General features: G+C 33.9%; 23 protein-coding genes. 11 read left to right on the top strand and 12 right to left on the bottom strand.

The features are described from left to right. The first annotated feature begins 38 nt into the window (after positions 1-38). Together ACIQZ6_RS03200 and ACIQZ6_RS03205 are read left to right on the top strand one after the other, a co-directional pair. Entirely contained in the window at positions 39-905 is an 867-nt protein-coding gene (locus ACIQZ6_RS03200) for an N-acetylmuramoyl-L-alanine amidase (protein ID WP_395808139.1), read from the top strand. 77 nt (positions 906-982) lie between these two features. Beyond that, positions 983-1,927, top strand: a complete 945-nt coding sequence (locus tag ACIQZ6_RS03205; RefSeq protein ID WP_395808141.1) for an MlaD family protein — start codon at positions 983-985, stop codon at positions 1,925-1,927. Positions 1,928-2,002: 75 nt separating this feature from the next. Here ACIQZ6_RS03205 and ACIQZ6_RS03210 read toward each other — a convergent pair whose 3' ends face one another. From ACIQZ6_RS03210 to ACIQZ6_RS03225, 4 genes are all read right to left on the bottom strand, one after another. Further along, entirely contained in the window at positions 2,003-2,914 is a 912-nt protein-coding gene (locus tag ACIQZ6_RS03210) for a ribonuclease Z (protein WP_395808143.1), read from the bottom strand. 21 nt (positions 2,915-2,935) lie between these two features. Continuing rightward, positions 2,936-3,313 carry an STAS domain-containing protein gene (locus tag ACIQZ6_RS03215; RefSeq protein WP_395808145.1) on the bottom strand — a complete coding sequence of 126 codons (378 nt, stop codon included), beginning with the start codon at positions 3,311-3,313 and terminating at the stop codon, positions 2,936-2,938. Positions 3,314-3,355: 42 nt separating this feature from the next. Beyond that, positions 3,356-4,303: a phosphoribosylaminoimidazolesuccinocarboxamide synthase gene (locus ACIQZ6_RS03220; protein ID WP_395808147.1), complete on the bottom strand. Its 948-nt coding sequence runs from the start codon at positions 4,301-4,303 to the stop codon at positions 3,356-3,358. 62 nt (positions 4,304-4,365) lie between these two features. Next, positions 4,366-5,325, bottom strand: coding sequence for a PhoH family protein (locus tag ACIQZ6_RS03225; RefSeq protein ID WP_395808148.1), 960 nt, complete (start codon positions 5,323-5,325; stop codon positions 4,366-4,368). Positions 5,326-5,428: 103 nt separating this feature from the next. Between ACIQZ6_RS03225 and ACIQZ6_RS03230 the strand changes: the two genes are divergently transcribed. The 4 genes from ACIQZ6_RS03230 (at position 5,429) to ACIQZ6_RS03245 (ending at position 9,908) form a co-directional block, all read left to right on the top strand. Beyond that, the gene (locus tag ACIQZ6_RS03230; RefSeq protein ID WP_395808150.1) at positions 5,429-6,208 is read left to right on the top strand and encodes an S-adenosyl-l-methionine hydroxide adenosyltransferase family protein; all 780 of its coding nucleotides are present in this window, start codon (positions 5,429-5,431) and stop codon (positions 6,206-6,208) included. Then, positions 6,205-6,498 (top strand): putative quinol monooxygenase, encoded by a 294-nt coding sequence (locus ACIQZ6_RS03235; RefSeq protein WP_395808152.1) that lies wholly within the window; start codon positions 6,205-6,207, stop codon positions 6,496-6,498. Before ACIQZ6_RS03230 ends, ACIQZ6_RS03235 begins: the two co-directional genes overlap by 4 nt. A gap of 104 nt (positions 6,499-6,602) precedes the next feature. Beyond that, complete coding sequence (locus tag ACIQZ6_RS03240) at positions 6,603-8,471, top strand: ABC transporter ATP-binding protein (protein WP_395808154.1); 1,869 nt, start codon at positions 6,603-6,605, stop codon at positions 8,469-8,471. 45 nt (positions 8,472-8,516) lie between these two features. Beyond that, positions 8,517-9,908: an MBL fold metallo-hydrolase gene (locus ACIQZ6_RS03245; protein ID WP_395808156.1), complete on the top strand. Its 1,392-nt coding sequence runs from the start codon at positions 8,517-8,519 to the stop codon at positions 9,906-9,908. Between the two features lie 2 nt (positions 9,909-9,910). Here the strand turns inward: ACIQZ6_RS03245 and ACIQZ6_RS03250 are convergent, their stop codons facing one another. From ACIQZ6_RS03250 to rpsO, 7 genes are all read right to left on the bottom strand, one after another. After that, positions 9,911-11,146 (bottom strand): DUF1015 domain-containing protein, encoded by a 1,236-nt coding sequence (locus tag ACIQZ6_RS03250; RefSeq protein ID WP_395808158.1) that lies wholly within the window; start codon positions 11,144-11,146, stop codon positions 9,911-9,913. Between the two features lie 49 nt (positions 11,147-11,195). Beyond that, on the bottom strand, positions 11,196-12,155 hold the full coding sequence (locus tag ACIQZ6_RS03255) for a D-2-hydroxyacid dehydrogenase (protein WP_395808160.1): 960 nt from the start codon (positions 12,153-12,155) through the stop codon (positions 11,196-11,198). Between the two features lie 92 nt (positions 12,156-12,247). Further along, positions 12,248-13,315, bottom strand: a complete 1,068-nt coding sequence (gene serC, locus ACIQZ6_RS03260; protein ID WP_395808162.1) for a 3-phosphoserine/phosphohydroxythreonine transaminase — start codon at positions 13,313-13,315, stop codon at positions 12,248-12,250. Positions 13,316-13,401: 86 nt separating this feature from the next. After that, complete coding sequence (locus ACIQZ6_RS03265; RefSeq protein WP_395808164.1) at positions 13,402-15,858, bottom strand: carboxypeptidase-like regulatory domain-containing protein; 2,457 nt, start codon at positions 15,856-15,858, stop codon at positions 13,402-13,404. A 51-nt stretch (positions 15,859-15,909) separates the two neighbouring features. After that, the gene (gene rpe, locus ACIQZ6_RS03270) at positions 15,910-16,581 is read right to left on the bottom strand and encodes a ribulose-phosphate 3-epimerase (protein WP_395808165.1); all 672 of its coding nucleotides are present in this window, start codon (positions 16,579-16,581) and stop codon (positions 15,910-15,912) included. A 147-nt stretch (positions 16,582-16,728) separates the two neighbouring features. After that, positions 16,729-18,876, bottom strand: a complete 2,148-nt coding sequence (gene pnp, locus ACIQZ6_RS03275; RefSeq protein ID WP_395808167.1) for a polyribonucleotide nucleotidyltransferase — start codon at positions 18,874-18,876, stop codon at positions 16,729-16,731. A 122-nt stretch (positions 18,877-18,998) separates the two neighbouring features. Continuing rightward, positions 18,999-19,277 (bottom strand): 30S ribosomal protein S15, encoded by a 279-nt coding sequence (gene rpsO / locus ACIQZ6_RS03280; RefSeq protein WP_395808169.1) that lies wholly within the window; start codon positions 19,275-19,277, stop codon positions 18,999-19,001. Positions 19,278-19,823: 546 nt separating this feature from the next. On the opposite strand from rpsO, the gene ACIQZ6_RS03285 reads away from it, so the two are divergent. Further along, a complete protein-coding gene (locus ACIQZ6_RS03285) occupies positions 19,824-20,246 on the top strand; it encodes an acyl-CoA thioesterase (RefSeq protein WP_395808171.1) in 423 nt (140 codons plus the stop codon). Positions 20,247-20,251: 5 nt separating this feature from the next. On the opposite strand, the gene ACIQZ6_RS03290 is transcribed toward ACIQZ6_RS03285, so the two are convergent. Further along, positions 20,252-21,247, bottom strand: a complete 996-nt coding sequence (locus tag ACIQZ6_RS03290) for a D-alanine--D-alanine ligase (protein WP_395808173.1) — start codon at positions 21,245-21,247, stop codon at positions 20,252-20,254. 181 nt (positions 21,248-21,428) lie between these two features. Here ACIQZ6_RS03290 and ACIQZ6_RS03295 point away from each other — a divergent pair, with 181 nt between their 5' ends. The 4 genes from ACIQZ6_RS03295 to ACIQZ6_RS03310 are packed head-to-tail and all read left to right on the top strand — an operon-like array spanning position 21,429 to position 23,984. Then, a complete protein-coding gene (locus tag ACIQZ6_RS03295) occupies positions 21,429-22,193 on the top strand; it encodes a PASTA domain-containing protein (protein WP_395808175.1) in 765 nt (254 codons plus the stop codon). A 1-nt stretch (position 22,194) separates the two neighbouring features. Further along, on the top strand, positions 22,195-22,497 hold the full coding sequence (locus ACIQZ6_RS03300) for a rhodanese-like domain-containing protein (RefSeq protein WP_395808177.1): 303 nt from the start codon (positions 22,195-22,197) through the stop codon (positions 22,495-22,497). A gap of 24 nt (positions 22,498-22,521) precedes the next feature. After that, positions 22,522-23,577, top strand: coding sequence for an endolytic transglycosylase MltG (gene mltG / locus ACIQZ6_RS03305; RefSeq protein WP_395808179.1), 1,056 nt, complete (start codon positions 22,522-22,524; stop codon positions 23,575-23,577). Continuing rightward, on the top strand, positions 23,577-23,984 hold the full coding sequence (locus ACIQZ6_RS03310) for an acyl-CoA thioesterase (RefSeq protein ID WP_395808181.1): 408 nt from the start codon (positions 23,577-23,579) through the stop codon (positions 23,982-23,984). Before mltG ends, ACIQZ6_RS03310 begins: the two co-directional genes overlap by 1 nt. Positions 23,985-23,989 lie beyond the last annotated feature (5 nt).

Below are 23,989 nucleotides of genomic sequence, written 5' to 3' on the forward strand. Positions count from 1 at the left end.
TTTTTGTAATAATAGATAATAATATGTCCTCAAAATTAATGAAAAATATACCATTGAACAGATACAAATACGTATTACTAACTTTCTTACTTTTTATATCTGTATTTACCCATGCAAATAATCTTGATAATACACCGTATAAGATAAAAACAATTGTGGTAGATGCCGGTCATGGAGGAACAGACGGCGCAACAAAGGGGGTATTTTCACGAGAAAAGGACATAGCTCTTCAGGTTGCTTTACGTTTAGGAAAAGCAATTGAAGAAAATTTGAAAGATGTAAAAGTTGTTTATACCAGAACAACTGATGTTTTTATTCCATTGTATGAGCGAATTGGAATCGCTAATCGAGCAAAAGCAGATATTTTTATTTCTATTCACTGCAATTCGATGCCTTTTAAGAAAATTGTAAACGGATACCGTAAGGATAGTAGAGGTCGAAAAATTCCAATTTATAAAACTGTTCAAAGCACATCTACTCGTGGAACAGAGACCTTTGTGTCAGGTTTTGGCAGATTGGATGAACAGGATGTAGTGATGCGTGAAAATGAATCCATTCTTTTAGAAAAAGATTACAAGGACAATTATGAAGGGTATGATCCAAAAGATCCTGAAAGTATCATACTTCTTTCTTTAATGAAAAATGCATTTAGAGAGCAGAGTATTAAACTGGCATCCTTTATACAAGAAGAATATATTCAGAGTGGCAGAATTGACCGCGGTGTGAAGGAGCAAAGTTTAGCAGTTTTGGCTAAAGCAGGTATGCCTGCTGTATTAACTGAAATTGGATTTGTATCTAATCCGGAGGAAGAAGAATACATGAACTCTGAACTAGGTCAAAACGAGATTGTTGCAAATTTGTTAAAAGCAATACAGACTTATAAAAAACAGGCTGAGATGGAATAAAATTCAGTATTTCTATTTTTAAATACTGAATTAAACAATATAATCTTAGATCAAAACAATAAAATTTAATAATAGTGATGAAAATTACAAATGAAACCAAAGTTGGTGTATTAGCCGCTGTAGCCATTGCAATCCTGATAATTGGGTATAGTTTTTTAAAGGGTAATGATGTATTTTCAAATGAGAATGAATTTTATGCTAAATATGACCGGGTTGATGGTTTAGCTATTTCAAAACCTGTAATGGTAAATGGTTATCAAATAGGTCGAGTATCTAAACTTACCTTATTACCTAGTGGACAAATTTTAGCTCAATTTAAAATAGATCCAGAGTACGCAATTCCAAAGAATACAATTGCACGTTTAGAAAGTACAGATTTGTTAGGTGGAAAAGCTATAGTTTTTGAATTAGGAAGCGGTAGCGATTTTGCTGAAGATGGGGATACGTTGAACGCAAATAGACAATTAGATTTATTGGATCAAGTTGAGCCCGTACAGAAAAAAGCAGAACAAATAATTGCTCGATTGGATTCTGTACTTACTTCAGTAAATAATACACTCAGCCCCGAGTTTCAAAGAAACTTTGATCGAAGTTTTGCAAGCATAGCCAGGACCCTTGAAACTCTTGAAAAAACGACTAAAACAGTTGATGGAGTTGTAACTATTCAAAGTTCTAAAATAGCTGATATAATGACCAATCTTGAGTCAATTTCATCTAATTTTAAGAATAATAATAGTAAGATCAATAACATCATTAATAATTTTGAAAAGGTTTCGGATGATGTGGCAAAAGCTAATTTTGCTCAAACTATTACAGAAGCAAATAAAGCAGTGGCTGATCTTCAGGCCATTTTAAACAAGGTTAATTCTGGAAACGGTACTTTAAGTCAACTAATAAATGATGAAAAAATGTACAACAATTTGAATAATGCTGCTGAAAACCTTGATAAATTAATGATCGATCTTAAAGTTAATCCTAAACGATATGTTAATTTCTCTGTTTTTGGAGGAAAAAATAAATAATGAGCTTGGATTTAATTGATCTTAAAGTTTTTCAAGAAATTTGAACTTGAATTATGCTAGAAATAGTTGAAATCATTAGATAAAAAAAGTTTTCCCTTCAATAGCCAAAGATGTTTCAGGAAATATGCTTCTTGATTCTTCTAGAAGAGGTTCCAGGTCTCTGTATCGAGCAGAAAAGTGTCCGATTAACAATTTCTTTGCTTTAGCTTTTAATGCGATCTGACCTGCTTGTAATGCCGTGGTATGAAAAGTTTCTTCTGCCCTATTAATCATATCATTCATGAAGGTTGCCTCATGGTAAAGTAAATCAGCATTAGAAATATGGTCAATATATTTCCAGCTGCATACAGTATCTGAGCAATAAACATATATTTTTGGCTTATCCGCTTCTGTTGTTAATTCTTCGGCAGAGTAAACTATCCCATTTTTATCAGTATAACTCTGTCCCTTTTTAATAAGAGGCAACATCTCAGTAGGTATAGATAATTCAACGATCTTATCCTTGTTAATTTTTCTTAATCGTTGTTTTTCAGTAAACTTAAAGCCTGTGCATGGAATTCTGTGATCAAGAGGAAATGTTTCAACATGTACATCCCAACTTTCAAAAATCATTTCATGTTTCTCAGAATTGGTGGCCTGAAAATTTATTGGATACTTAAGAACTGTTTGAGAAAGTTTGAATTGAAGATCTATAATTTCTAATAAATCGGCAGGACCGAAAATATCTATCGGTTTTGTACGACCTGTTAAATGTAAGGATGAAAGAAGACCTACGAGCCCTAGATAATGATCGCCATGCAAATGACTGATAAATATCTGGTCTATCCTATTCGCCTTAAGGCCAAAATGTAACAATTGATTTTGAGTAGCTTCACCACAATCAATGAGCATATACTTCTCATTCACGTTTAGAAGCTGAGCGGATGGATTTCTGTTGAATATAGGGGTTGAAGAACTGCTACCTAAAATAGTAACCTCAAATTTCATGTGCAGTTTATAAGTATAAATTTATTCCAATTCTCTTCTTAATTCTTTTTCTATTTCTTCCATGAAAATAAGATCAATAGCTTCATCTACGGTTCCTACCATGTTGAGAATGTTATCCAACTGAGAAATAGCGATTAATCTTGCAATATTTTCATTGATTCTTGTCACAATAAATGTTCCTTCGGCTTTTTTACAAATCCGATGCCCAACAAGTAAGCTACTTAATCCTGATGAATCGGAATAGTTTACATTAGAAAGATCAAGTATAATATTTCTTTGTCCCTCTGAATTAAAAAGGATGAGTTCAGATTTTAACTGTGGTGAAATTAAGCTATTTAACTTACTTTCATTTAGTTTAATCAAGACATATTTCTCGTGTTTATCTACTGTAAATTTCATGATATCTAATATAATTAAACAAATCTTAATTAAATAAACAAATTAGACAAGCCTAACCAAAGCTTCATTAATATGGTGTTCTACCCTCTTTACTGCATCTGAATGATTATTTTTCATGAACTTATCACCTGTTATATGTTCATATAATTCAATATATCTTTCGGAAATGGAATTTACAAATTCTGGAGTCATCTCTGGAATTATTTGATCTTCTTTACCTTGAAATCCATTATCAATTAGCCATTTACGCACAAATTCTTTTGATAGCTGTCTTTGTTGTTCATTATTATTTTGACGTTCTTCATATCCATCTTTATAGAAATAACGTGAAGAATCAGGTGTATGAATTTCATCAATAAGATGAATACGTCCATCAGCCATTCCAAACTCATATTTGGTGTCTACCAGTATTAATCCCAGATCAGCAACCATTTCAGTACCGCGTTGATATAAGGCTTTGGTGTACTTTTCTAGTAAGAGATAATCTTTTTCAGCAACAATATTCCTACTGATGATTTCTTCTCGAGAGATATCTTCATCGTGGCCAACAGATGCTTTTGTAGTTGGTGTTATGATGGGTTCAGGTAATTTATCATTTTCTTTTAAACCTTCAGGTAAAGCTACTCCGCATACTGAACGCTTTCCGGCTTGATATTCACGCCATGCATGCCCTGCAAGGTATCCTCTAATAACCATTTCAACCTTAAACGGCTCACATATCTTCCCAATAGTAACATTGGGATCAGGAATATCAATTACCCAATTAGGAACAATATCAAGTGTTGCCTGAAGAAATTTGGCGGCTATTTGATTTAAAACTTGCCCTTTATATGGGATGGGTTCAGGTAAAACTACATCAAATGCAGATATTCTATCCGTTACTACCATAACAAGGAACGTATTTCCTATCGTGTATACATCACGAACTTTGCCTTTATAAAAGTTACTTTGCCCTGGTAAATTGAAGTGTGTTTCTTTAATTGCAGTCATTTAAATTGCTTTTTGGAGTTTGACTATAAAATTCAGTAAAAAATAGTTACAAGTGAAATTAATTACTGAATATCACCATATGCTCTTAGGATGTTCTTAACCAGTTTATGCCTAACTACATCATCTCCATTTAAATAAATGATATCAATACCCTTAATTTCTCCAAGTATCTTTAGAGCGGTATTTAAGCCTGATTGTTGTTTTCTTGGTAAATCAATCTGTGTAACATCACCAGTAACAATGAATTTTGCAGTAGGCCCCATTCTGGTTAAAAACATTTTTAATTGAAGATCAGTTGCATTTTGGGCTTCATCAAGAATTACAAAACAATTATCAAGAGTTCTGCCTCTCATAAATGCTAAGGGAGCAATCTCAATTGTTCTATTTTCAAGAAAAATTTTTAGTTTATCTGCAGGTATCATATCATCCAAGGCATCGTATAAAGGCCTGAGATATGGATCTATTTTTTCTTTTAAATCACCAGGTAAAAAACCCAAATTTTCGCCAGCTTCAACTGCAGGTCTAGTTAATATAATTCGTTTTATCTCCTTGTTTTTCAACGCTCTAACTGCTAAAGCCACAGCGGTATACGTTTTACCTGTACCAGCAGGACCAATGGCAAAAATTATATCATTTTTAATGATACTATCCACCATTTTTCGTTGATTGGAAGTTCTTGCCTTTATTACAAGGCCATTAGGTCCGAAAACTATAGGTTCAGTACCGCCAGTATTTGAAGATTGACTTTCTAGGTTAGTATTTTCAGGAATAGTTGTACCTAAAATTTGTTCTAAATCATTGTTATTGAGTGATTGGAATTTTTCAATATGTTTGATTAATTCATCGAATTTGAGTTTAAAAAAATTGATTTCTGCCTCATCCCCCAGTATTTTTACATTATTGCCTCGGGCTACAACTTTAATTTTAGGAAAATTTCGTTTTATTATCTCAAAATATTCATTATTTGAACCCCATAGTACTACCGGGTTTACATTTTCGATCGTTATAATAAGTTCGTTCAAGTTGTGCTTATTTTTAGTGGAGAGCTATTTATTTGAGATTAAAATTGAATATTTGCAACAACAATATTTATAACAAGAATAACAATAAATATTCACATTTTAAATGTCAATAATAACTTTAACGACTGATCTTGGACATAAAGATTTTTATCAGGCTGCTCTGAAAGGAAGTATCTTGAGCCAGCTACCTAATGCCAATATTGTGGATATTAGTCATGATGTTTCTGCATTTAATATTCCTCAGGCAGCATTTATCTTAAAGAACGCGTTTTATTATTTCCCTAAGGGCACAGTACATTTAATTGGAATTGATTCTGTATTCAATGAAAAGACACGGTACTTAGGTTTAAGTTACAGAGGTCATTATTTTGTGGGCTCAGATAATGGTATTTTTTCACTTCTTTTTGACGAGAAACCTACTGAGATCGTGGAGCTAAATATTATGCAGGATTTGAAATATCTACACTTTCCATTATCAGATATATTTCCAAAAGCAGTAACTCACCTAGCAAAAGGCGGAAAACTGACTGATATTGGATTATCAGTTTCTGGAATTGAAGAAAAAATGACCATTCAGCCAGTAATTGAACGTGATATCATTAGAGGAAGTGTTATTTATATTGATTCATTTCAGAACATTATCACCAACATCACCAAAGAAATATTTACAACTGTTCAAAAGAACCGTGATTTCACTCTCTTTTTTAAGAGAAATGAGTCTATTTCTCTTTTAAGCTGGCACTATAATGAAGTACCTGAGGGCGAAAAACTTTGTCTATTTGGAATAAGTAATCATCTTGAAATAGCTATTAATAAAGGTAATGCCAGTGGATTACTTGGACTTCATTTAGGTGATATTGTAAGAATTGAGTTTAAATCATGATTACTAGAATCGTTAAAATGACATTTATGCATCAGAATATTGATTGTTTCAAAGAGATATTTTATGACAATCAAAAACTAATCAGTGCATTTGATGGTTGTATTCGCTTAGAACTTATGAAAGATGTAAATAACGAGTGTACTTTTTTCACTATTAGTTATTGGCAAAGTGAAGATCAACTCAATTCTTACAGAGATTCCAATCTTTTTAAAGTTACTTGGTCAAAGGTAAAACCATTGTTCTCTGAAAGAGCACTTGCATGGAGCTTACGCACAGATCATTTAAATTAGCATGAGCATAAATTATTAGTATCAATTAATTAAATTTTCCTTGTAACAGTAGCTTAACTCTTTGCTCAGAATAATAGTTTAGCAATAAATTTCTCAAAATATAAATGGCACGTTCAAGATTAAATAGTGGTAATGCTCAAGCGGAAGAACTTCCTAAAGCAAAAATAAATAAGGAAAGTTTAAAGCAAGTAATGAGATTGTTGCTGTACTTAAAACCTTATCGTACCAAGTTTTTTCTTGGTCTTGCATGTCTTATTTTTTCAAGTGCTAGTTCCTTTTTGTTTCCATTGCTTATGGGCCGCTTGATTGGAACTGGAGCTCAGGCTTCGCAAGGTGGAAAAATGGTACCTAATGAAATCCTTGATATTTTTCCAACTGACCTAAATACGGTTGCTCTTACTTTGCTTGGGGTTTTATTTATTCAGGCAATTTTTTCTTTTTATAGAATTAATTGGTTTGTAGAAGTTGCAGAAAAAGGTCTTGCAGATATCAGAAGAGATACTTATCATAAATTAATCACTCTTCCGATGAATTTTTTCTCTCAACGAAGAGTTGGAGAATTAAATAGCAGGCTATCTGCAGATCTTTCTCAGATTCAAGATGCTATTACCACTACCCTAGCCGAAATGATCAGGCAGGTTATCATATTTACAGGAGGAATTATTTTTCTAGTATTAGTTTCTGGAAAATTAACATTAATGTTGCTCGCAGTTCTACCTATTTTAGTAGCTGTAGCGGTGGTTTTTGGACGTTTCATCAGGAAAATAAGTAGACAGGCTCAGGATCAACTTGCGGTATCAAATACGATTGTTGAAGAAACACTACAAGGTATCTCTAATGTAAAAGCATTTGTGAATGAAGCTTTTGAAGTTGGTCGTTATAATAAAAGTATTCGGGAAGTTGTAAAGATCGCTATGCGAGGTGCAAAGTTTCGTGGTGTGTTTGCATCATTTATTGTTTTTTGTTTATTTGGTACCATTGTTTCTGTTGTTTGGTATGGTTCTCATTTGGTTCAGGCTGGCGAGATAAGCATAGCCAGTATGTTTACTTTTATCCTACTTTCTACGTTTGTAGGTGCAGCAATGGGTAGCTTTCCTGAACTTTATGCAACTATGCAAAAAGCAGTTGGAGCTAGTGAAAGGGTTTTAGAAATTCTTGCTGAAGAGAATGAACCCATTTCTATGGATATTGAAAAGAACAGTATTGTTAATCATATTCATGGTAATCTAGAATTCAAAGATGTAGTTTTCGCTTATCCTTCTAGAAAGGAAATAACTGTTCTGAATGGTGTTTCCTTTGAAGCCAAAAAAGGTGAAAAGGTTGCCATAATTGGACCCAGTGGTGCCGGAAAATCAACTATTGCCAGTTTAATACTTCGGTTTTATGAAACACAAGGTGGACAATTATTATTTGACGGAAAGCCATCTACTGATTTTTCATTAACTGATATAAGGAATCAGGTAGCTATTGTTCCACAGGATGTTTTATTATTTGGAGGTACAATTCGTGAAAATATAGCCTATGGTCGATTAAATGCTAGTGAAGAAGATATAGTTATTGCTGCTAAACGAGCCAATGCGCATGATTTTATTGCTGGTTTTCCTGAAGCTTATGATACTTTAGTTGGTGAAAGAGGGGTTAAACTTTCTGGTGGACAACGACAACGAATTGCTATAGCAAGGGCTCTTTTAAAGGATCCTGTTTTGTTGATTTTAGATGAAGCAACCTCGTCGCTTGATTCAGAATCAGAGCGTTTAGTACAAGAGGCACTAGAAGAACTCATGAAAAACAGAACATCAATTATTATTGCGCACCGGCTTTCAACCATTCGTGAAGCTGATAAAATCATTGTTTTGGAACAAGGTAAAGTAGTTGAAAGTGGCAATCATTCAGACTTAATGAAAAACAAAGAAGGCTTATACCGTTATCTTAGTCAGTTACAACTTGAAAGCCAAGAAATTAAGTCTGAATAAGGAACATCTATTTTTAAATAATTAGTTGTCCTAAAAGAATAATCTATGAAGTTAACCATTTGGGGCGCTGCCAGACAAGTTACTGGCAGTATGCATTTACTAGAAACTGAGAACTATAGTATATTAATTGATTGTGGCCTGGATTATGAGAAAGATACATGGGTTGAAGAGAATGAGCAATTTCCATTTTCACCGGCTGAGATCGATCTGGTAATTCTTACACATGCCCATATTGATCATTCCGGAAATTTACCAACCCTAGTTCGTTTAGGTTTTGAAGGGCAGATTTTGTGTACCGCTCCTACTGCTGACCTAACAGAGTTACTTCTTCTTGATTCTGTGAATATTTTTCTTAATAGACAAAGAAAAACTCGTAAAGGGAAAAAAGGATTTTCAACGGGGCCTAAACCTTTATATCTTCAAAAGCATGTAATGGAAACCGTTGATCGTTTTGTTGCAATTTCTTTTAATAAGGAATTTCGAATTAATGGACAGATCAGCCTGACATTTATTCCAGTAGGTCATCTTTTAGGTGCTGCAGCTGTGGTTTTGACTATTGAAGAGCATGGTGTAAAGAAAAAAATAGCATTTAGTGGGGATATTGGCAGAAAAAATTATCCTGTCTTACAAGATCCTGAACCACTTCCTGAAGTTGATTATCTTGTTTGTGAGTCTACTTATGGCGGCAGAATGCATAAATCAATACAAAGCGTTGAGGAATTATTAACTGAAACTGTGAATGAGACCTGTGTGAAATCTCCAGGTAGATTGATCATTCCAGCATTCAGCGTAGGTCGTACCCAAGCATTAGTTTATTCACTTAATAAGATATTTAGTCAAGGATTACTGCCTAAAATTAAAGTATTTGTAGATAGTCCTATGGCTAGCTATGCTACTGATATCTTTAGAAAACACCATCATTTAGTCAATCAGGAAGCTCAGGATTTTTACAGGAGTTCAGGTGATGAGTTTGAGTTTGATAATCTTGATTATATTCAGGATATGAATGCAAGTAAGGCTATTTCTAACTATTATGAACCTTGCATCATTATTTCGTCTGCTGGAATGCTTGAAGGAGGGCGGATACAAGATCATCTGTATTACAATATTTCAAATTACTATTGTACCATTCTATTTATTGGATATTGTGCAAAAGGAACTTTAGGACATCGCTTACTTCGTGGAGATCCTGTTATTAATTTAAGACATAGGGAGTTGTCGGTTTTTGCAACAATTAAGCAAACGGATCTGTTTAGTGGACATGGCGATCATAATGATCTGGTGAATTTTGTTAAGCAGCAGCATCCAACAAAATTAAAAAAGGTATTTCTAGTTCATGGAGAACTAAATTCAATGGAAAGCCTCGGTAATTCTTTAATTGAAGAAAATTATCAAGTTGAAATTGCCAAGAAAGGGCTCAGCTATCAACTTGATTAATATTAGTTTATTTGATGAATTAATAATCCTACATCAAATTTAGGTTCAAACCAGGTAGATTTGGGTGGCATTACTTCACCCTCATCGGCAACTTCAAAGAGTTGTTCAATTGCAGTTGGATATAGAATAAAAGCAACAGCAAATTTACCAGAATTAACTTCGCTCACTAATTCAGTAAGAGGTAATTTTCCTCCTCTATAACTGATTTTCGAATCATTACGGGGATCAGAAATATTAAATATAGCAGATAATATATAATCTTGCAGAATAGTAACATCTAATTTAGCAAGTGGATTGTTGAGCTCAAAAATTTTAGCTTTAGCCTTTATAAGATACCATTTGCCATTAAGATACATGCCAAAATCATGTATTTTTTCTGGATTTACAGCTTGCGCTGATTCAATTATCTGAAAGTTTTTTCTAAGAGATTTTAAAACTTCAACTGAAGTTAAACCGTTCAAATCTTTTATTAACCTGTTAAATCCATAGATTCTGAGCTGATTAGTGCTCATGTAAACAGAAGTAAAGAAATTGTATTCTTCGTTACCTTTATGTTTTAAATTAATCTTACGGCGCTGTATTCCTAATAAAGAAGCTGCCGCAGCTCGATGATGCCCATCTGCTATGTAGGTAGATGAAAGTTTTGAAAACTCATTCATCAAACTATTTATTGTGGGCTCATCATCAATTTTCCATAAGCTATGTTCGGTACCTTCTTTTTTAAAATTAATTTCAGTCGGTTTAAGGGTAGTTTGATGAATAATCTCATCAATACGATCTACAGCTGTATACGTGATTAATACTGGATTTGCATCGATACCTGTTTGTTGTAGGTAATCAATCAAAGATTGTTCGCGATCAGTACTGGTTAGTTCATGTTTTTTAACTACATTATTTAGGTAATCATCAATTGATGTGATGGTCCATATCCCAGTTTGAGTAAGCCCAGAGCGCTTTACCTGATATACATATATGGATGGTTCGGAATCTCTGATAAATATGCCCTTTTCTAAGAAATCTTCGAAATTTTCGTTAATTTTTTTAAAGGCAAGTTCATTTTTTGAGCCCATTAAAAAAAGGTTATCCAATTTAGGAACCAGCATATTCACAAATGAATATGGATTTCCTTGTCGGATAACCTTTGCATCAGCTATACTTAAATTCTCTAGATTAGTTACAACCTCAACAGCCTTAAACTGACTAGGATGAATTCCTCTAAAAGGTTTGATCTTTGGCATTTAATTTATTTTAATTATACAAGTACCAAAGCTGCCTAATTATTCAGAGTTAGGCCTTGCTGTTTTTAAAAAAGTCGATAATCAAATTGGCTAACTCGGTACCTATTCTTTCTTGAGCTTCATTTGTGGAGGCTCCAATATGCGGAGTTAATGAAACATTGGGATGAGCTAACAGATCTTGACGTGGAGTTGGCTCATTATCAAAAACATCAAGACCTGCAAAACCTACTTTGCCAGACTTTAAGGCTTCTAAAAGAGCATCTTCATCAATTGTTCCACCTCTTGAACAGTTAACTACTCCAACCCCATCTTTCATTATTGAAAACTCATCTTTTCCAAGAACAGGTTTTTCTGAAAATGGAACATGAAGACTGATAAAGTCAGACTCTTTGATTAATTGATCTAAACTAACTGCGTTTATAGGGCAATTAACACGAGTATTACCGCTTAGAACCAGTTCAAGTTCAGAAGGAATTTGAAAAAGATCATAAGCAAGAACATCCATTCCGAGGCCAAGGGCAACTTTTGCTGTTTCGCGTCCAATACGACCGAAACCTATTATACCCATTTTCTTACCACGAAGCTCTATACCTTTAGCATATGCTTTCTTTAGGTCATTAAATTTGGTATTGCCTTCAACAGGCATTTTGCGGTTAGAGTCTTGCAAAAAGCGGATACCGGTAAAGAGATGTGCAAAAACTAATTCGGCAACTGAAAGAGAGGATGCAGCTGGAGTATTTACAACCGCCAAGCCATTTTCTCGGGCATAATCCACATCAATATTGTCCATACCTACACCACCACGACCGATCAATTTTATATTCGGACATGCATCTATCAGTTCTTTTCTAACTTTAGTTGCACTACGCACTGTAATGGCATCATAGTTTTTTAAACCTTCTGTAAGTTCTGCTTGAGGGATATGATTAGTATCAACCTGAAAACCTGCTTTCTCTAGTAAATCTTTGCCGATTGGATCAATACCATCGTTGGCGAGTATACGAAACATAAATTATTGAATTTATTGATGCTATAATTATTAATATTTTTAAATCAACAGAAATGAATTATACTGCCCATCAGCATAAGATCAATCAATTTTTAACGATACTTTTCTGCAAATTCTTGCATTGCATCGATTAGGGCATGTACGCTAGTTATTGGTAAAGCATTATACATAGATGCTCTGAAACCACCTACACTTCTATGCCCTTTGATTCCAATTATATCCCTATCCTCAGCAAACTTTAAAAATGGCTTTTCCAATTCAGGATTCTCCATAATGAAACAAATATTCATTCTGGAACGGTCTTCGATGCTACAAGTACCTTTAAACAAAGGGTTACGATCAATTTCTTTATAAAGTGCTTCAGATTTAGCTATATTTTCTTTTTCAATTTCGGATACACCTCCTTTGGATTTTAACCAACGAAGATTTAACATTGAAACATAAATGGAAAATACTGGAGGTGTATTATACATTGATCCACCTTCAATCTGAACTCGATAATCTAGCATTGACGGAATTTTTCGATCAATCTTACCTAATATTTCATCTTTTACAATAACAAGAGTTAAGCCAGCTGGACCCATATTTTTTTGAGCACCAGCATATATTAAACCAAATTGGGAAATATCAATAACCCTACTGAATATATCTGAAGACATATCACAAACAACAGGAACTGAAGTTGAAGGAACAGTCATTAATTCAGTTCCATAAATAGTATTATTTGAGGTGTAATGAAAATATGCAGAATCAGCTGGTATATCAAAATTTTTAGGAATGAATGAAAAATTATCATCTTTTGACGAGGCAACAACATTTACATTTCCAAATATTTTGGCTTCTTTTAAAGCTTTAGTTGCCCAAACTCCTGTATTAAGATAAGCGGCTGTTTGTTCATCAGCTAATAAATTCATTGGAGCCATAGAAAATTGCAAACTTGCTCCTCCCTGTAATAAAACTACTGAATATCCTTCAGGAACATTTAATAATTCCTTTACCAAAAGAATTGTTTCATCTACTACAGCTTCAAATTCAGGAGTACGGTGTGATATCTCAAGAATAGATAAACCTGTACCATTAAATTCAAGAACAGCCTGTGAGGCTTGCTTGAAAACTTCTTGAGGCAAAATGCAGGGGCCTGCACCAAAATTGTGTGTCATATTCTTAAATTTATGAAGCAAAAATAACAGAATAATTTCACACCTGATAGGTTTTTAGTGCTTATTGAGATTAGATGACAAATAAATTACCTGCTTTTTAACTTTGCGATTACCCGAAAGTTAAACATCCTTGAAGTGAGATAGTTTGGTACCGCATATTGGTGCGACATTTTATCATTTAACCATAAATATGAGACGGTATTTTTGAAATTTAGCAAATTAAAAAGTTCTGCATGGATGCTTAAGGTCTGAAAATATTTTTTAATAAAAATCGATGATTTTTTTGCTTCAGGATCAGCCAAATCTTTTGAGAAACCTATGTCAGCGCGTTTATAAGCTGGAATTTTAAACACATCGGTATGGCGGGCAGGTCCAGGTGGACCAATAGGTAATGCGGAAGAGTAAATTAAGTTTAAGTGTACTTTATAGGTTGGATTTTGTATTAATCGATCCTGGAACATCATTCCCACATTGAATAATTGATCTGTTGGTCTTTTTAAATATCCCGGTTTAACTATAATTTGATTTCCTGATAAATTCTTTGCAAAATAAAAGTCATCCTGAATATCTTCTTCAGTTTTCATAATCGAAATACGGAAAGTAGATTCTAGATCCCTTGCAAAATTACCGCTAATACTTAAATCTGCACCAGCAGCATAACCCTTAGCAATTTTGTCTGAAAGATATCTGATTTTTAGGTCTTCAATTTTATAAGGTGTAATTCTACTTAATACTTTATAATAAATTTCAGAACTGAATTTTAAACTGGTACCTAGACCCTTAAATTTATAATCAGTGCCAGTAATAAAATGAACTGATTTTTGCGCTCTTGCAGCAGCATTTAGGATTCCATTGTAATTTTTGATTTCTCTATAAAATGGAGCTTGATTGTAAGTACCTGCAGAAAATCGCAAGAGTAATTGTTCGCTGTATCCTGGTTTAAACATCCAAGATACCCTCGGACTGATCATGTTTTCTTGAGAATACGTGTTATAATTAAATCGTGCCCCTGCGGCCATCATTAAGTTGGGCAATAAATTGAATGTATTTTGAATAAAACCGCTAAATCGCTGAATATTAACCAAATTTTGTTGATTAATAAGACCTGAATATGTCCAATTTCCCTGAGCAGGAAATGAGTACCCACTGGTATCTAATGCTGTATATTCATCTAAACGATCATTAATTTGATCTGATTGAAAGCGCATACCCATTTCTATAAAAGAGCTTTTTACTTGCTTATGCATTCGTAATTCAGTGTTGTAAATCAACGATTTTAAATAATTATTAAAAAAAGTTTGATTGGAGCCCATTCCTAGCAAACTTCCACCGTTTTTGATACTCAAACCTCCACCCTGCTTTTCATTAAAAGAATACCAACCCAGTAAGTTTGCCTGTTCGTCCTCATTGATAGAAGCCACTGAATTTATCCATTTAAAGTTCAAGGTATTATTAACATTATAGGAAAGTGTCAATGCACTATTTAAGGCTTTATAATGGCTACTCTCTTCGCCATCATAATTAACAAATAACCTTAATACATCATCAGAGGTGCCAAATTCAGTTATTCTCTTATCTGGATTTATTTTAATTCCTCCAGCATTATATAATCCAAAAAAAGATAAATTGAGTTTTGAGCTTAGATTTTGCCTATAAAGGAATTGATAGTCTGAAAATCCAGATTGATAATTACCAATTAAATTTTGACGCCCTAAATAGCTTTGATTTTTTTTGTTTCTTATACCTGCTAAAAAAAAACCATTTTTTAACGGCAATTTCAAAGCTGCAGAAGTATAAATAAAACCTGCTTGCAATTCAAGTGATAAACTATCTGGTTTACCATAGCGAATATCTAGAATAGATGATAATTTATCGCCATATCTTGCTTCAAAACCACCTGCAGAAAATAAGGCACTGCTTGCTAGATCAGGATTGATAAAACCAAGTCCCTCCTGCTGACCAGATCTAATCAGCATTGGTCTGTATATTTCTACATCATTTAAATAAACTAGATTTTCATCAAAATTACCACCCCTGACTGAATACTGTGAACTAAGCTCGTTATTTCCAGAAACTCCAGGCATATTCTTTATGTAACTTTCGAAGCTTCCTGAGGTTTGTGGGAAGGCTGAGAACTTAGCAGACTCCAAGTTAATTAAATGGCTAGAATTAAACTTTTCAGTTATATTAACTTCATCAAGTGACTGTATATCAGTAATTAATATAATATTTTGAGTGTTTTCTTTATCCGAAATAAGCTTTAAATCTAGGATTAGATCCCTATATCCTAATCTGCTAAAAAGTAAACTAATATTGACTGGAACTTTGCTTAATAAATACTCACCTTCTTTGTTAGTTTGAGTAATTAATTGAGTGTTTTTGACCTGTACAGTAACGCCACTCAATAGCTCGCCTTTGTCAGAAGTAATTACTCCTTTTAATACAGTAAGTTCTTGTGAGTAAAGATTAGTTGAACATAAAACTAAAAACAGAATAATGAAAAAGTGAGGTACATTGACTAATCGCCCAATATTCGCCTTCATGGAGTGAAAACCTGCGATTAATCTTTGTTTTTGATTCACATTAAAATAGTGTTAGCCCCCTATTAAATCTGGGTTTATATTTTTTAATGCAGCTATTTCCATAACAGGATCAATAGCCGAAAACACTGAATTACCTGCAACAAGCACATTTGCACCTGCCTGTAATAATTTTAATGCATTCTGATGGGATACACCTCCATCTATTTCAATTAATAGATCGTTATTCCTTCCTGAGGCCATCAGCCTAAGTTCTTTTATCTTTTTGTAGGTGTTATCAATGAATTTCTGACCACCAAAACCTGGATTTACAGACATCAAACAAACTATATCAATATCTTCGATACTATCTTCCATTAAACTTATTGGGGTATGAGGATTAACTGCAACCCCAGCTTTACAGCCAAGATCTTTTATTGCATGCATTGTTCTGTTAAGATGAGTACAAGCTTCGATATGCACAGTAATATTTTCTGCTCCAGCAAGCTTAAAATCCTGTAGATAACGATCAGGATCAACAATCATCAGGTGTACATCTAGTGGTTTTTTAGCATATTTTTGAATTGCTTTCAACACAGGAAATCCAAAAGAAATATTGGGTACAAATACGCCATCCATTATATCGATATGAAACCAGTCTGCATCACTGCGATTGATCATTTCTATATCTTTCTGCAGATTAGCAAAATCAGCAGACAAAACGGATGGTGCAATAAGATGTTTCATTTTGTAAAATTACAATTTTGATTGTATTATCCTGTTTTTAATCAAATGATTCTTAGAATCAGTCAAAGGATGGATTGTAGCATTGGCTATAAAAAAAGAAAACCTGTCTGTTAGTAACAGACAGGTTAAAATATGAAGTGTTTTGTACTATTCTTCTGCTGTTTTTGTGTCTTCAGGCCTTGGAGGACGTGGTAATAAAGCTTTACGAGATAGTTTTAATTTACCTTGCTTATCCACTTCTAGTAGTTTCACTTTTACGATATCTCCTACATTTAACACTCCATCCATAGACTCATAACGCTGCCAGTCAATTTCTGAAATATGAAGTAATCCGTCTTTACCAGGCATAATCTCAACAAAAGCACCAAAAGGCATAATTGTTTTAACTTTTCCTTCGTAAACTTCACCAACTTCTGGTTTTGAAGCAATTGCTTTAATACGACTTACAGCTTTATCAATAGCTTCTTTATTGTCTGCAAAGATTTGAATAATACCTAAATTATCTTTTTCTTCGATGGCTATTGTTGCACCTGTTTCACGTTGCATTTCCTGGATGATCTTTCCACCAGGGCCTATAACTGCACCAATAAATTCTTTATCGATTTTAAGTGTAACAATTCTAGGTGCATGTGGTTTGTAGTCTTCGCGAGGTTCGGCAATGGTTTTCTTCATTTCATTTAATATATGAAGGCGGGCTTCGTTAGCCTGCTTTAAAGCTGCAGTTAACACTTCCCACTTTAAACCATTAATTTTTAAGTCCATCTGGCAGGCAACAATACCTTTTTCTGTTCCAGTAACTTTAAAGTCCATATCGCCTAAATGATCTTCATCACCAAGAATATCACTTAAAATAGCATATTTACCGGTTTTTTCATCAGATATCAATCCCATGGCAATCCCTGAAACAGGAGCTTTTAATTTGATACCAGCATCCATTAATGCAAGTGTTCCAGCACAAACGGTTGCCATTGAAGAAGAACCATTTGATTCAAGAATATCAGAAACAACACGAATTGTATATGGATTTTCATCACCAGGTAAAACCTTTCTTAATGAACGCATAGCTAAATTACCATGACCAATTTCACGACGACCAGTACCACGATTTGGGCGAGCCTCACCTGTTGAAAATGGTGGAAAATTGTAATGAAGTAAGAATTTCTGGTATCCATTGAAGAAAGCACCGTCAATTAACTGTTCATCAGATTTAGCACCTAAGGTAACAGTTGTTAATGATTGGGTTTCACCACGTGTGAAAATAGCCGAACCGTGTGCTGTTGGAAGATAGCCTATTTCAGACCAGATAGGACGAACTGTACGTGAATCACGACCATCAAGACGAATTCCTTCATCTAGAATTAAGTTACGGATTGCATCATACTGAACATCATGGAAATATTTCTTAGATAAGTAGGTAGTTGTATCATCAACACCTTCACCTAGTTCAGCAATGAATTCTGAAAGTACTTCAGCAAACTTGTCTGAGCGATCATGTTTTGCAGATTTTGACTTAGCAATTGCATAAACTTTATCGTAAGTAGCCGTAAAAACTTTAGCTTTAAGATCAGTATCATGTGTTTCATGGCTATAAACACGCTTTTCAGTTTTACCAACTAACAGAGCCAATTCTTTTTGAGCCTGAACCTGAATAATGATTGCTTTGTGTGCAAACTCAATTGCTTCAACCATTTCTTCTTCAGAAATTTCATCACCCTCACCCTCAACCATTACGATATCGTTCTCTGTTCCGGCAACCAGTAAATCCATAGTAGCTCTTGCCAGATCACTCAAGTAAGGGTTTATGATTAATTTACCATCAATTTTAGCAACGCGAACTTCAGAAATTGGACCATTAAAAGGTATGTCTGAAACTGCAATCGCAGCTGATGCAGCTAAACCTGCCAAACAATCAGGCATAATGTTTTTATCGGCTGATATCAAAGAAATCATAACCTGTACATCTGCGTGATAATCTTCTGGAAACATTGGGCGTAAAGCACGGTCAACTAAACGAGAGATTAATACTTCATAATCAGAAAGCCTTGCTTCGCGGCGTAGAAATCCACCAGGGATACGCCCGGTAGCTGCATATTTTTCCTGATAATCAACTGATAATGGTAAAAAATCAGTTCCTGGTTTTGCACCAATACTTGATACCACAGTGGCAAGAAGCATGGTGTCTCCCATTTTAACTACAACTGAACCATCAGCCTGCTTGGCTAATTTTCCAGTTTCGATCTCGATCATACGGCCATCGCCCAGATCAAATGTTTTTTTAATTGCGTTATAACTCATTTGTTTTGTTTGCGATGTACTTTTCCTCTTTAGAGCACATCTTCTTTTATGTTGATTTTTATTTTTTTAATTAAAAAAGCCATCCCGCATAGTGAGGATGGCTTCGCAAAGTTTTGCTAAGATTATTTTATAATATCTCTTAACTCTAATGCTTTGATAATAGCACGATACCTGTTAATATCTTTTTTGAAAAGATAAGCTAATAAGGCGCGGCGTTTACCTACAAGTTTCTGAAGAGATAATTGTGTAGAAAAATCCTTCTTGTTTTTTTTCAAATGCCCTGTTAAATGAGCAATTCGTGCGGTAAATAATGCTACCTGTCCTTCTGCAGAACCGGTGTCTGTTGCACCTTTTCCGTGCTTGGCAAAAATTTCTGCCTTGTACTCTGTACTTAAATACATTACGTGAATAATATTAAAGCGGTTAATAATTAAACAATTGTTTGCAAAGATAGAAGTTTATTAGGAAATTTCAAAGGGTGAATTTAGTATTGGATATTTTTTAATTCATTTAGTATTGGGTATTTTTTAATCATTAGTGTGAATATCTGTTGATTTTTTTGTTTTGGGGCTTGCCAGGCGGCAGCCTGGCTGGGCTATGCGCTACAATCTTTTGCTTTGCAAAAGGATTTTCGCTACTATCCCTAAGCCGATTTGGCTTATTAGTGGCATTACTTCTGACCTCAGATAACAGATAACAGACAACAGATAACTGACAACTGAAAATGGAACCAGGAACAAAGACTGTTTAGTGCTAATTGAAATTTTCTGCTTTTTTCATACCTCAGACTTCATATCTCAGACAACAGACAACAGATAACTGATAACAGACAACTGATAACAGATGTCTGACAACAGACAACAGACAACAGATAACGGATATCTGACAACTGACAACTGATAACTATCCATTTCCTATTCTCAATTTTTAGATCCATTTTTGTGGAAATGGAAAACGAATCAAAATTCAGCCAATTTATAAGCGAATTCAAGGTCAGGCCTGATGATATCGATATGTTTAATCATGTTCATAATAGTACTTATTTTGACTATGTATTAGCTGCACGATATGAGCAAATGGAAATTTTCTACAAAATGCCAATGGAAGAATTCCTAAGTCAGGGCTTTGGTTGGGTTGTACGATCTGCTTTTGTTGATTATAAACGACCATTAGGTCTTGGCGATCGTTTTTCTGTACAAACCGGAATAGAAAGCATAAACTCTAAAGGATGCAGGGTGAAATTTGAGATCAAAATTCTCAAAACGGATAAGGTAGCTTGTGATGGTTGGTTTGATTACATCATGATTGACATCAGTACTGGCAGGAGTGTTAAAGTTTCTGATGAAATGATTCTTAAATATTCAATCTAATTAAGCTATTTCTTAGTATTAAGGGCCATTTCAATAAGGTCTCCATAAAATTCAGCTATATTCATTCCTGCAGCGCGAACTTGCTGAGGTATAAAACTTTGTGCTGTTTGACCAGGAATTGTATTAATCTCAATAAAATAAAAGTTTGATGTCTGGTTCTGAAGAAAATAATCTATCCTGACCATTCCTTTGCAGTTTAATTTGAGATAAATATCAGTTACAATTTGCTCTACTCGTGATTTTTCGGCATCAGTCATTCTTCCTGGTGTAATTTCTTCAGTGGCCCCTGGAGTATACTTTGCTTCAAAATCGAAAAAATCATTGGATGGTATCACTTCAGTAGCTGGCAATACTTGTATACCCTTAGTATTCTTGTATACGCCTATAGAAAATTCACGACCCTGAACAAATTCTTCAACAAGCACTTGATTATCTTCATTGAACGCTTTTTGCAATGCTGATGGAAGTTCAAATGAAGTTTTTACCTTACTCATTCCAATGCTGCTTCCACCATTATTAGGTTTAATAAATAAAGGAAACTCCAGATTTGCCAATAAATCTTTCTCTGCAGTAACAGAATTTTCAAACAATTGAATTGAACGAGCTATGTAAAGATCTTTAATTCCGTTTACAATTGCCTTTGAATAGCCCTTATTCATAGTCAAGGATGATGTAAGTGCATCACAGCTTGTATATGGAATATCGAGTAAGTCAAAATAACCTTGTAGCTTTCCATCTTCGCCTGGCGAGCCATGTAGCATAATGAAGGCTGCGTCAAAATTTATTTTTTTATTATTTATTAAAATAGAAAAATCATTTTTATCAACCGAATGCTTCACAGAATCTGCATCCTGGAAATACCATCCTTCTTTTAAAATAACGATCTTATAAATAGTGTATTTATTGCTATCTATTTGAGATTCAACAAAATCAGCGCTCTTGAATGAAACAACGGATTCTCCTGTAAATCCACCAGTTACTAATGCTATGTTACTTTTCATAGGCTCAAAGATAAATTTTAAAACTATTGAACAATAAAGCCTGCTAATATTTATCTTCGATATTAGTTAATTTGGATTATTTTTGAGGCATAAAAGCCTAAAGAGGTAAGTGCCAAAATGATTATTAACCTTATTTCTAATTAATTTTTCCATTAACCTTTGAAATAAAAACCTGCAAATAATGAATAAATTAATTGAATACTTACGCACAAAGACCTTTCGTAAAAACTTCTTTATCGCAATCGGATCTGTTTTTGCTTTTCTACTATTCATTTTTTACAGTTTAGGATTTTATACCCATCATGGCGAAGGAATGCCTGTGCCAAAACTCAAAGGCTTACCAATTTCAAAGGCTATTCAATTACTTGAAGAACAAGGCCTTAGATATCAGATTAATGATTCAATTTATCTAATAGATCAACCGCCAGGTGTAATTGTTGAACAAGATCCTGATCCAAATACCAATGTAAAAGCTAACAGAACTATTTATCTGATTGTAACCAGAGATGCACCTAATATTAAATTTCCAGACATTGAGGGTAGAACATTTTTAGAAGTGCGTTCTATACTTAATAATTACCAATTAAAGGTTGGTGATACCACCTATAGATCAGATGTTGCTAGAGATGTAATTCTAGAGGCTGTATTGGGCGGTAATATCATTAAAAAAGGTCAGCAAATTCCGAAAGGCTCTAGCATAGATCTTGTTCTTGGTGATGGATTGGGTGCAAGTGAGGTTGATATTCCCAATTTATTTGGGTTGAACTTAAATGAAGCCAGAATGGCCTTATTAGGATCTTCATTGATTTTGGGGAATATTAGTTTTGAAGGATCTATAGATACAGTCAATTCAAAAATTATAAGACAATTTCCGGCAATTAGCGACACCTTAAATAAGGTTAGTATCGGTACACCAATTGATATAGTACTTAAAGGGGGGAATTAATTTGACTGTTATCTCTGCTGCTGAATTTAAAAAACGAAATATAGCACCTGTTCCATTTCAAATTATAGATGTTAGGGAAGAGTTAGAATATCAAACGTTTAACGTTGGAGGCGATAATATACCTTTGGGAAAGTTGCTAACTGAAGCTGATGATCTTGAATATGATAAAGAAGTAGAGATTATTGTTATTTGTCAACATGGACTTAGAAGTGAAACTGCCCGTAGAACATTAACAAATATTGGTTTTAATAAGGTTAGAAACTTAGCTGGTGGATTACTGGCAATCAGAAAATTAGATTTATAAATAAACAATACCCTTAATTAGATAATGCTTACAAAAAAGACAAAAAAAATAAGTTTTAAAGCTAAAATGCTATTAGCACTTGGTGCTATTTTACTTGTAATTCTTACCGTCACAGGAATCAGTTATTACCTAAACTATTTCAAGCCTAATGTTAACGGAAATATTGAATATCTCTATATCAACACTGGTTCTGACTTTGATGATGTTTATTTAAGCATTAAATCAGATGGTATTGTACATGATACTATTGCTTTTTATAATGCAGCACAAAACATGCAGTATGTAGGGAAGGTAAAAGCAGGTAGATATCGTTTAACAAAAGGAATGAGTAATCGTGCATTTATAAACATGTTAAAAGCAGGCAATCAGGAACCTGTTAAAATATCATTTCAAAATGTTCGACTAAAGCATACTTTGGCGGGAATGGTTTCAAAAAAGATCGAATCTGATTCAGCCTCTATTTCTACATTACTTGATTCTGCAGCATTTGTCGAAAAATATGGATTCACTACAGATAATGTATATACCATGTTCATCCCAAATTCATATGAAATTTATTGGAATACAGATGCAGAGAGATTCTTTAACCGAATGCATGAAGAGTACGTTAAATTTTGGACTGCAGATAGAAAATCTAAGGCTAGCAGTATTAATCTATCACCAATAGAAGTTAGTGTTCTTGCTTCTATAGTTGATGGTGAAGCTTTGAATGACAAAGAAATGCCAAGAATTGCAGGTTTGTATATGAACAGATTATTAAAAGGAATACGACTTGAGGCTGATCCTACAGTTATTTTTGCAGCGAATGATTTCACGATAAGAAGAGTATTGAACAAACATTTAAGAATTAATTCACCATATAATACGTATTTAAATTCCGGGCTTCCTCCTGGTCCTATTTCAATGCCAAGCATTCATGCAATTGATGCAGTGCTCAGTTATGAGAAGCATGATTATATTTATATGTGTGCTAAAGAGGATTTCTCAGGTTACCATAATTACGCTTCTACACTATCGCAACATTTAATTAATGCCAAAAAATTTCAGCAAGCTTTAAACGAACGAAATATTAAAAAATAATGTTTAGTAATACCACAAAAATACGAGTGCGATATGCTGAAACCGATCAAATGGGATATATGTATTATGGCAATTATGCCGCATTTTTTGAGGTTGGCAGAGTTGAGATGCTCAGAAGTTTGGGAATGACCTATAAATCAATGGAAGAATCAGGTATCATTATGCCTGTTGCTGAAATGAAATGTAAATACATAAAACCTGCATTGTACGATGAAGAAATCACTGTGAAGGTAATTATTGAAACCATGCCCTCAATAAGAATTCATTTTAGATATGAGCTTTTTAATGAAAAAGAAGAATTAATCCATATCGGTGAAACTACTTTGGTATTTGTAGATAAAATCAAAAACAAACCTTGTTTACCAGCAGAAGATTTTCTTGAAAAGCTAAAGCCTTACTTTAATTAAAAGCA

The organism is Daejeonella sp. (assembly GCF_044348475.1).
Classification (GTDB): Bacteria; Bacteroidota; Bacteroidia; order Sphingobacteriales; family Sphingobacteriaceae; genus Daejeonella.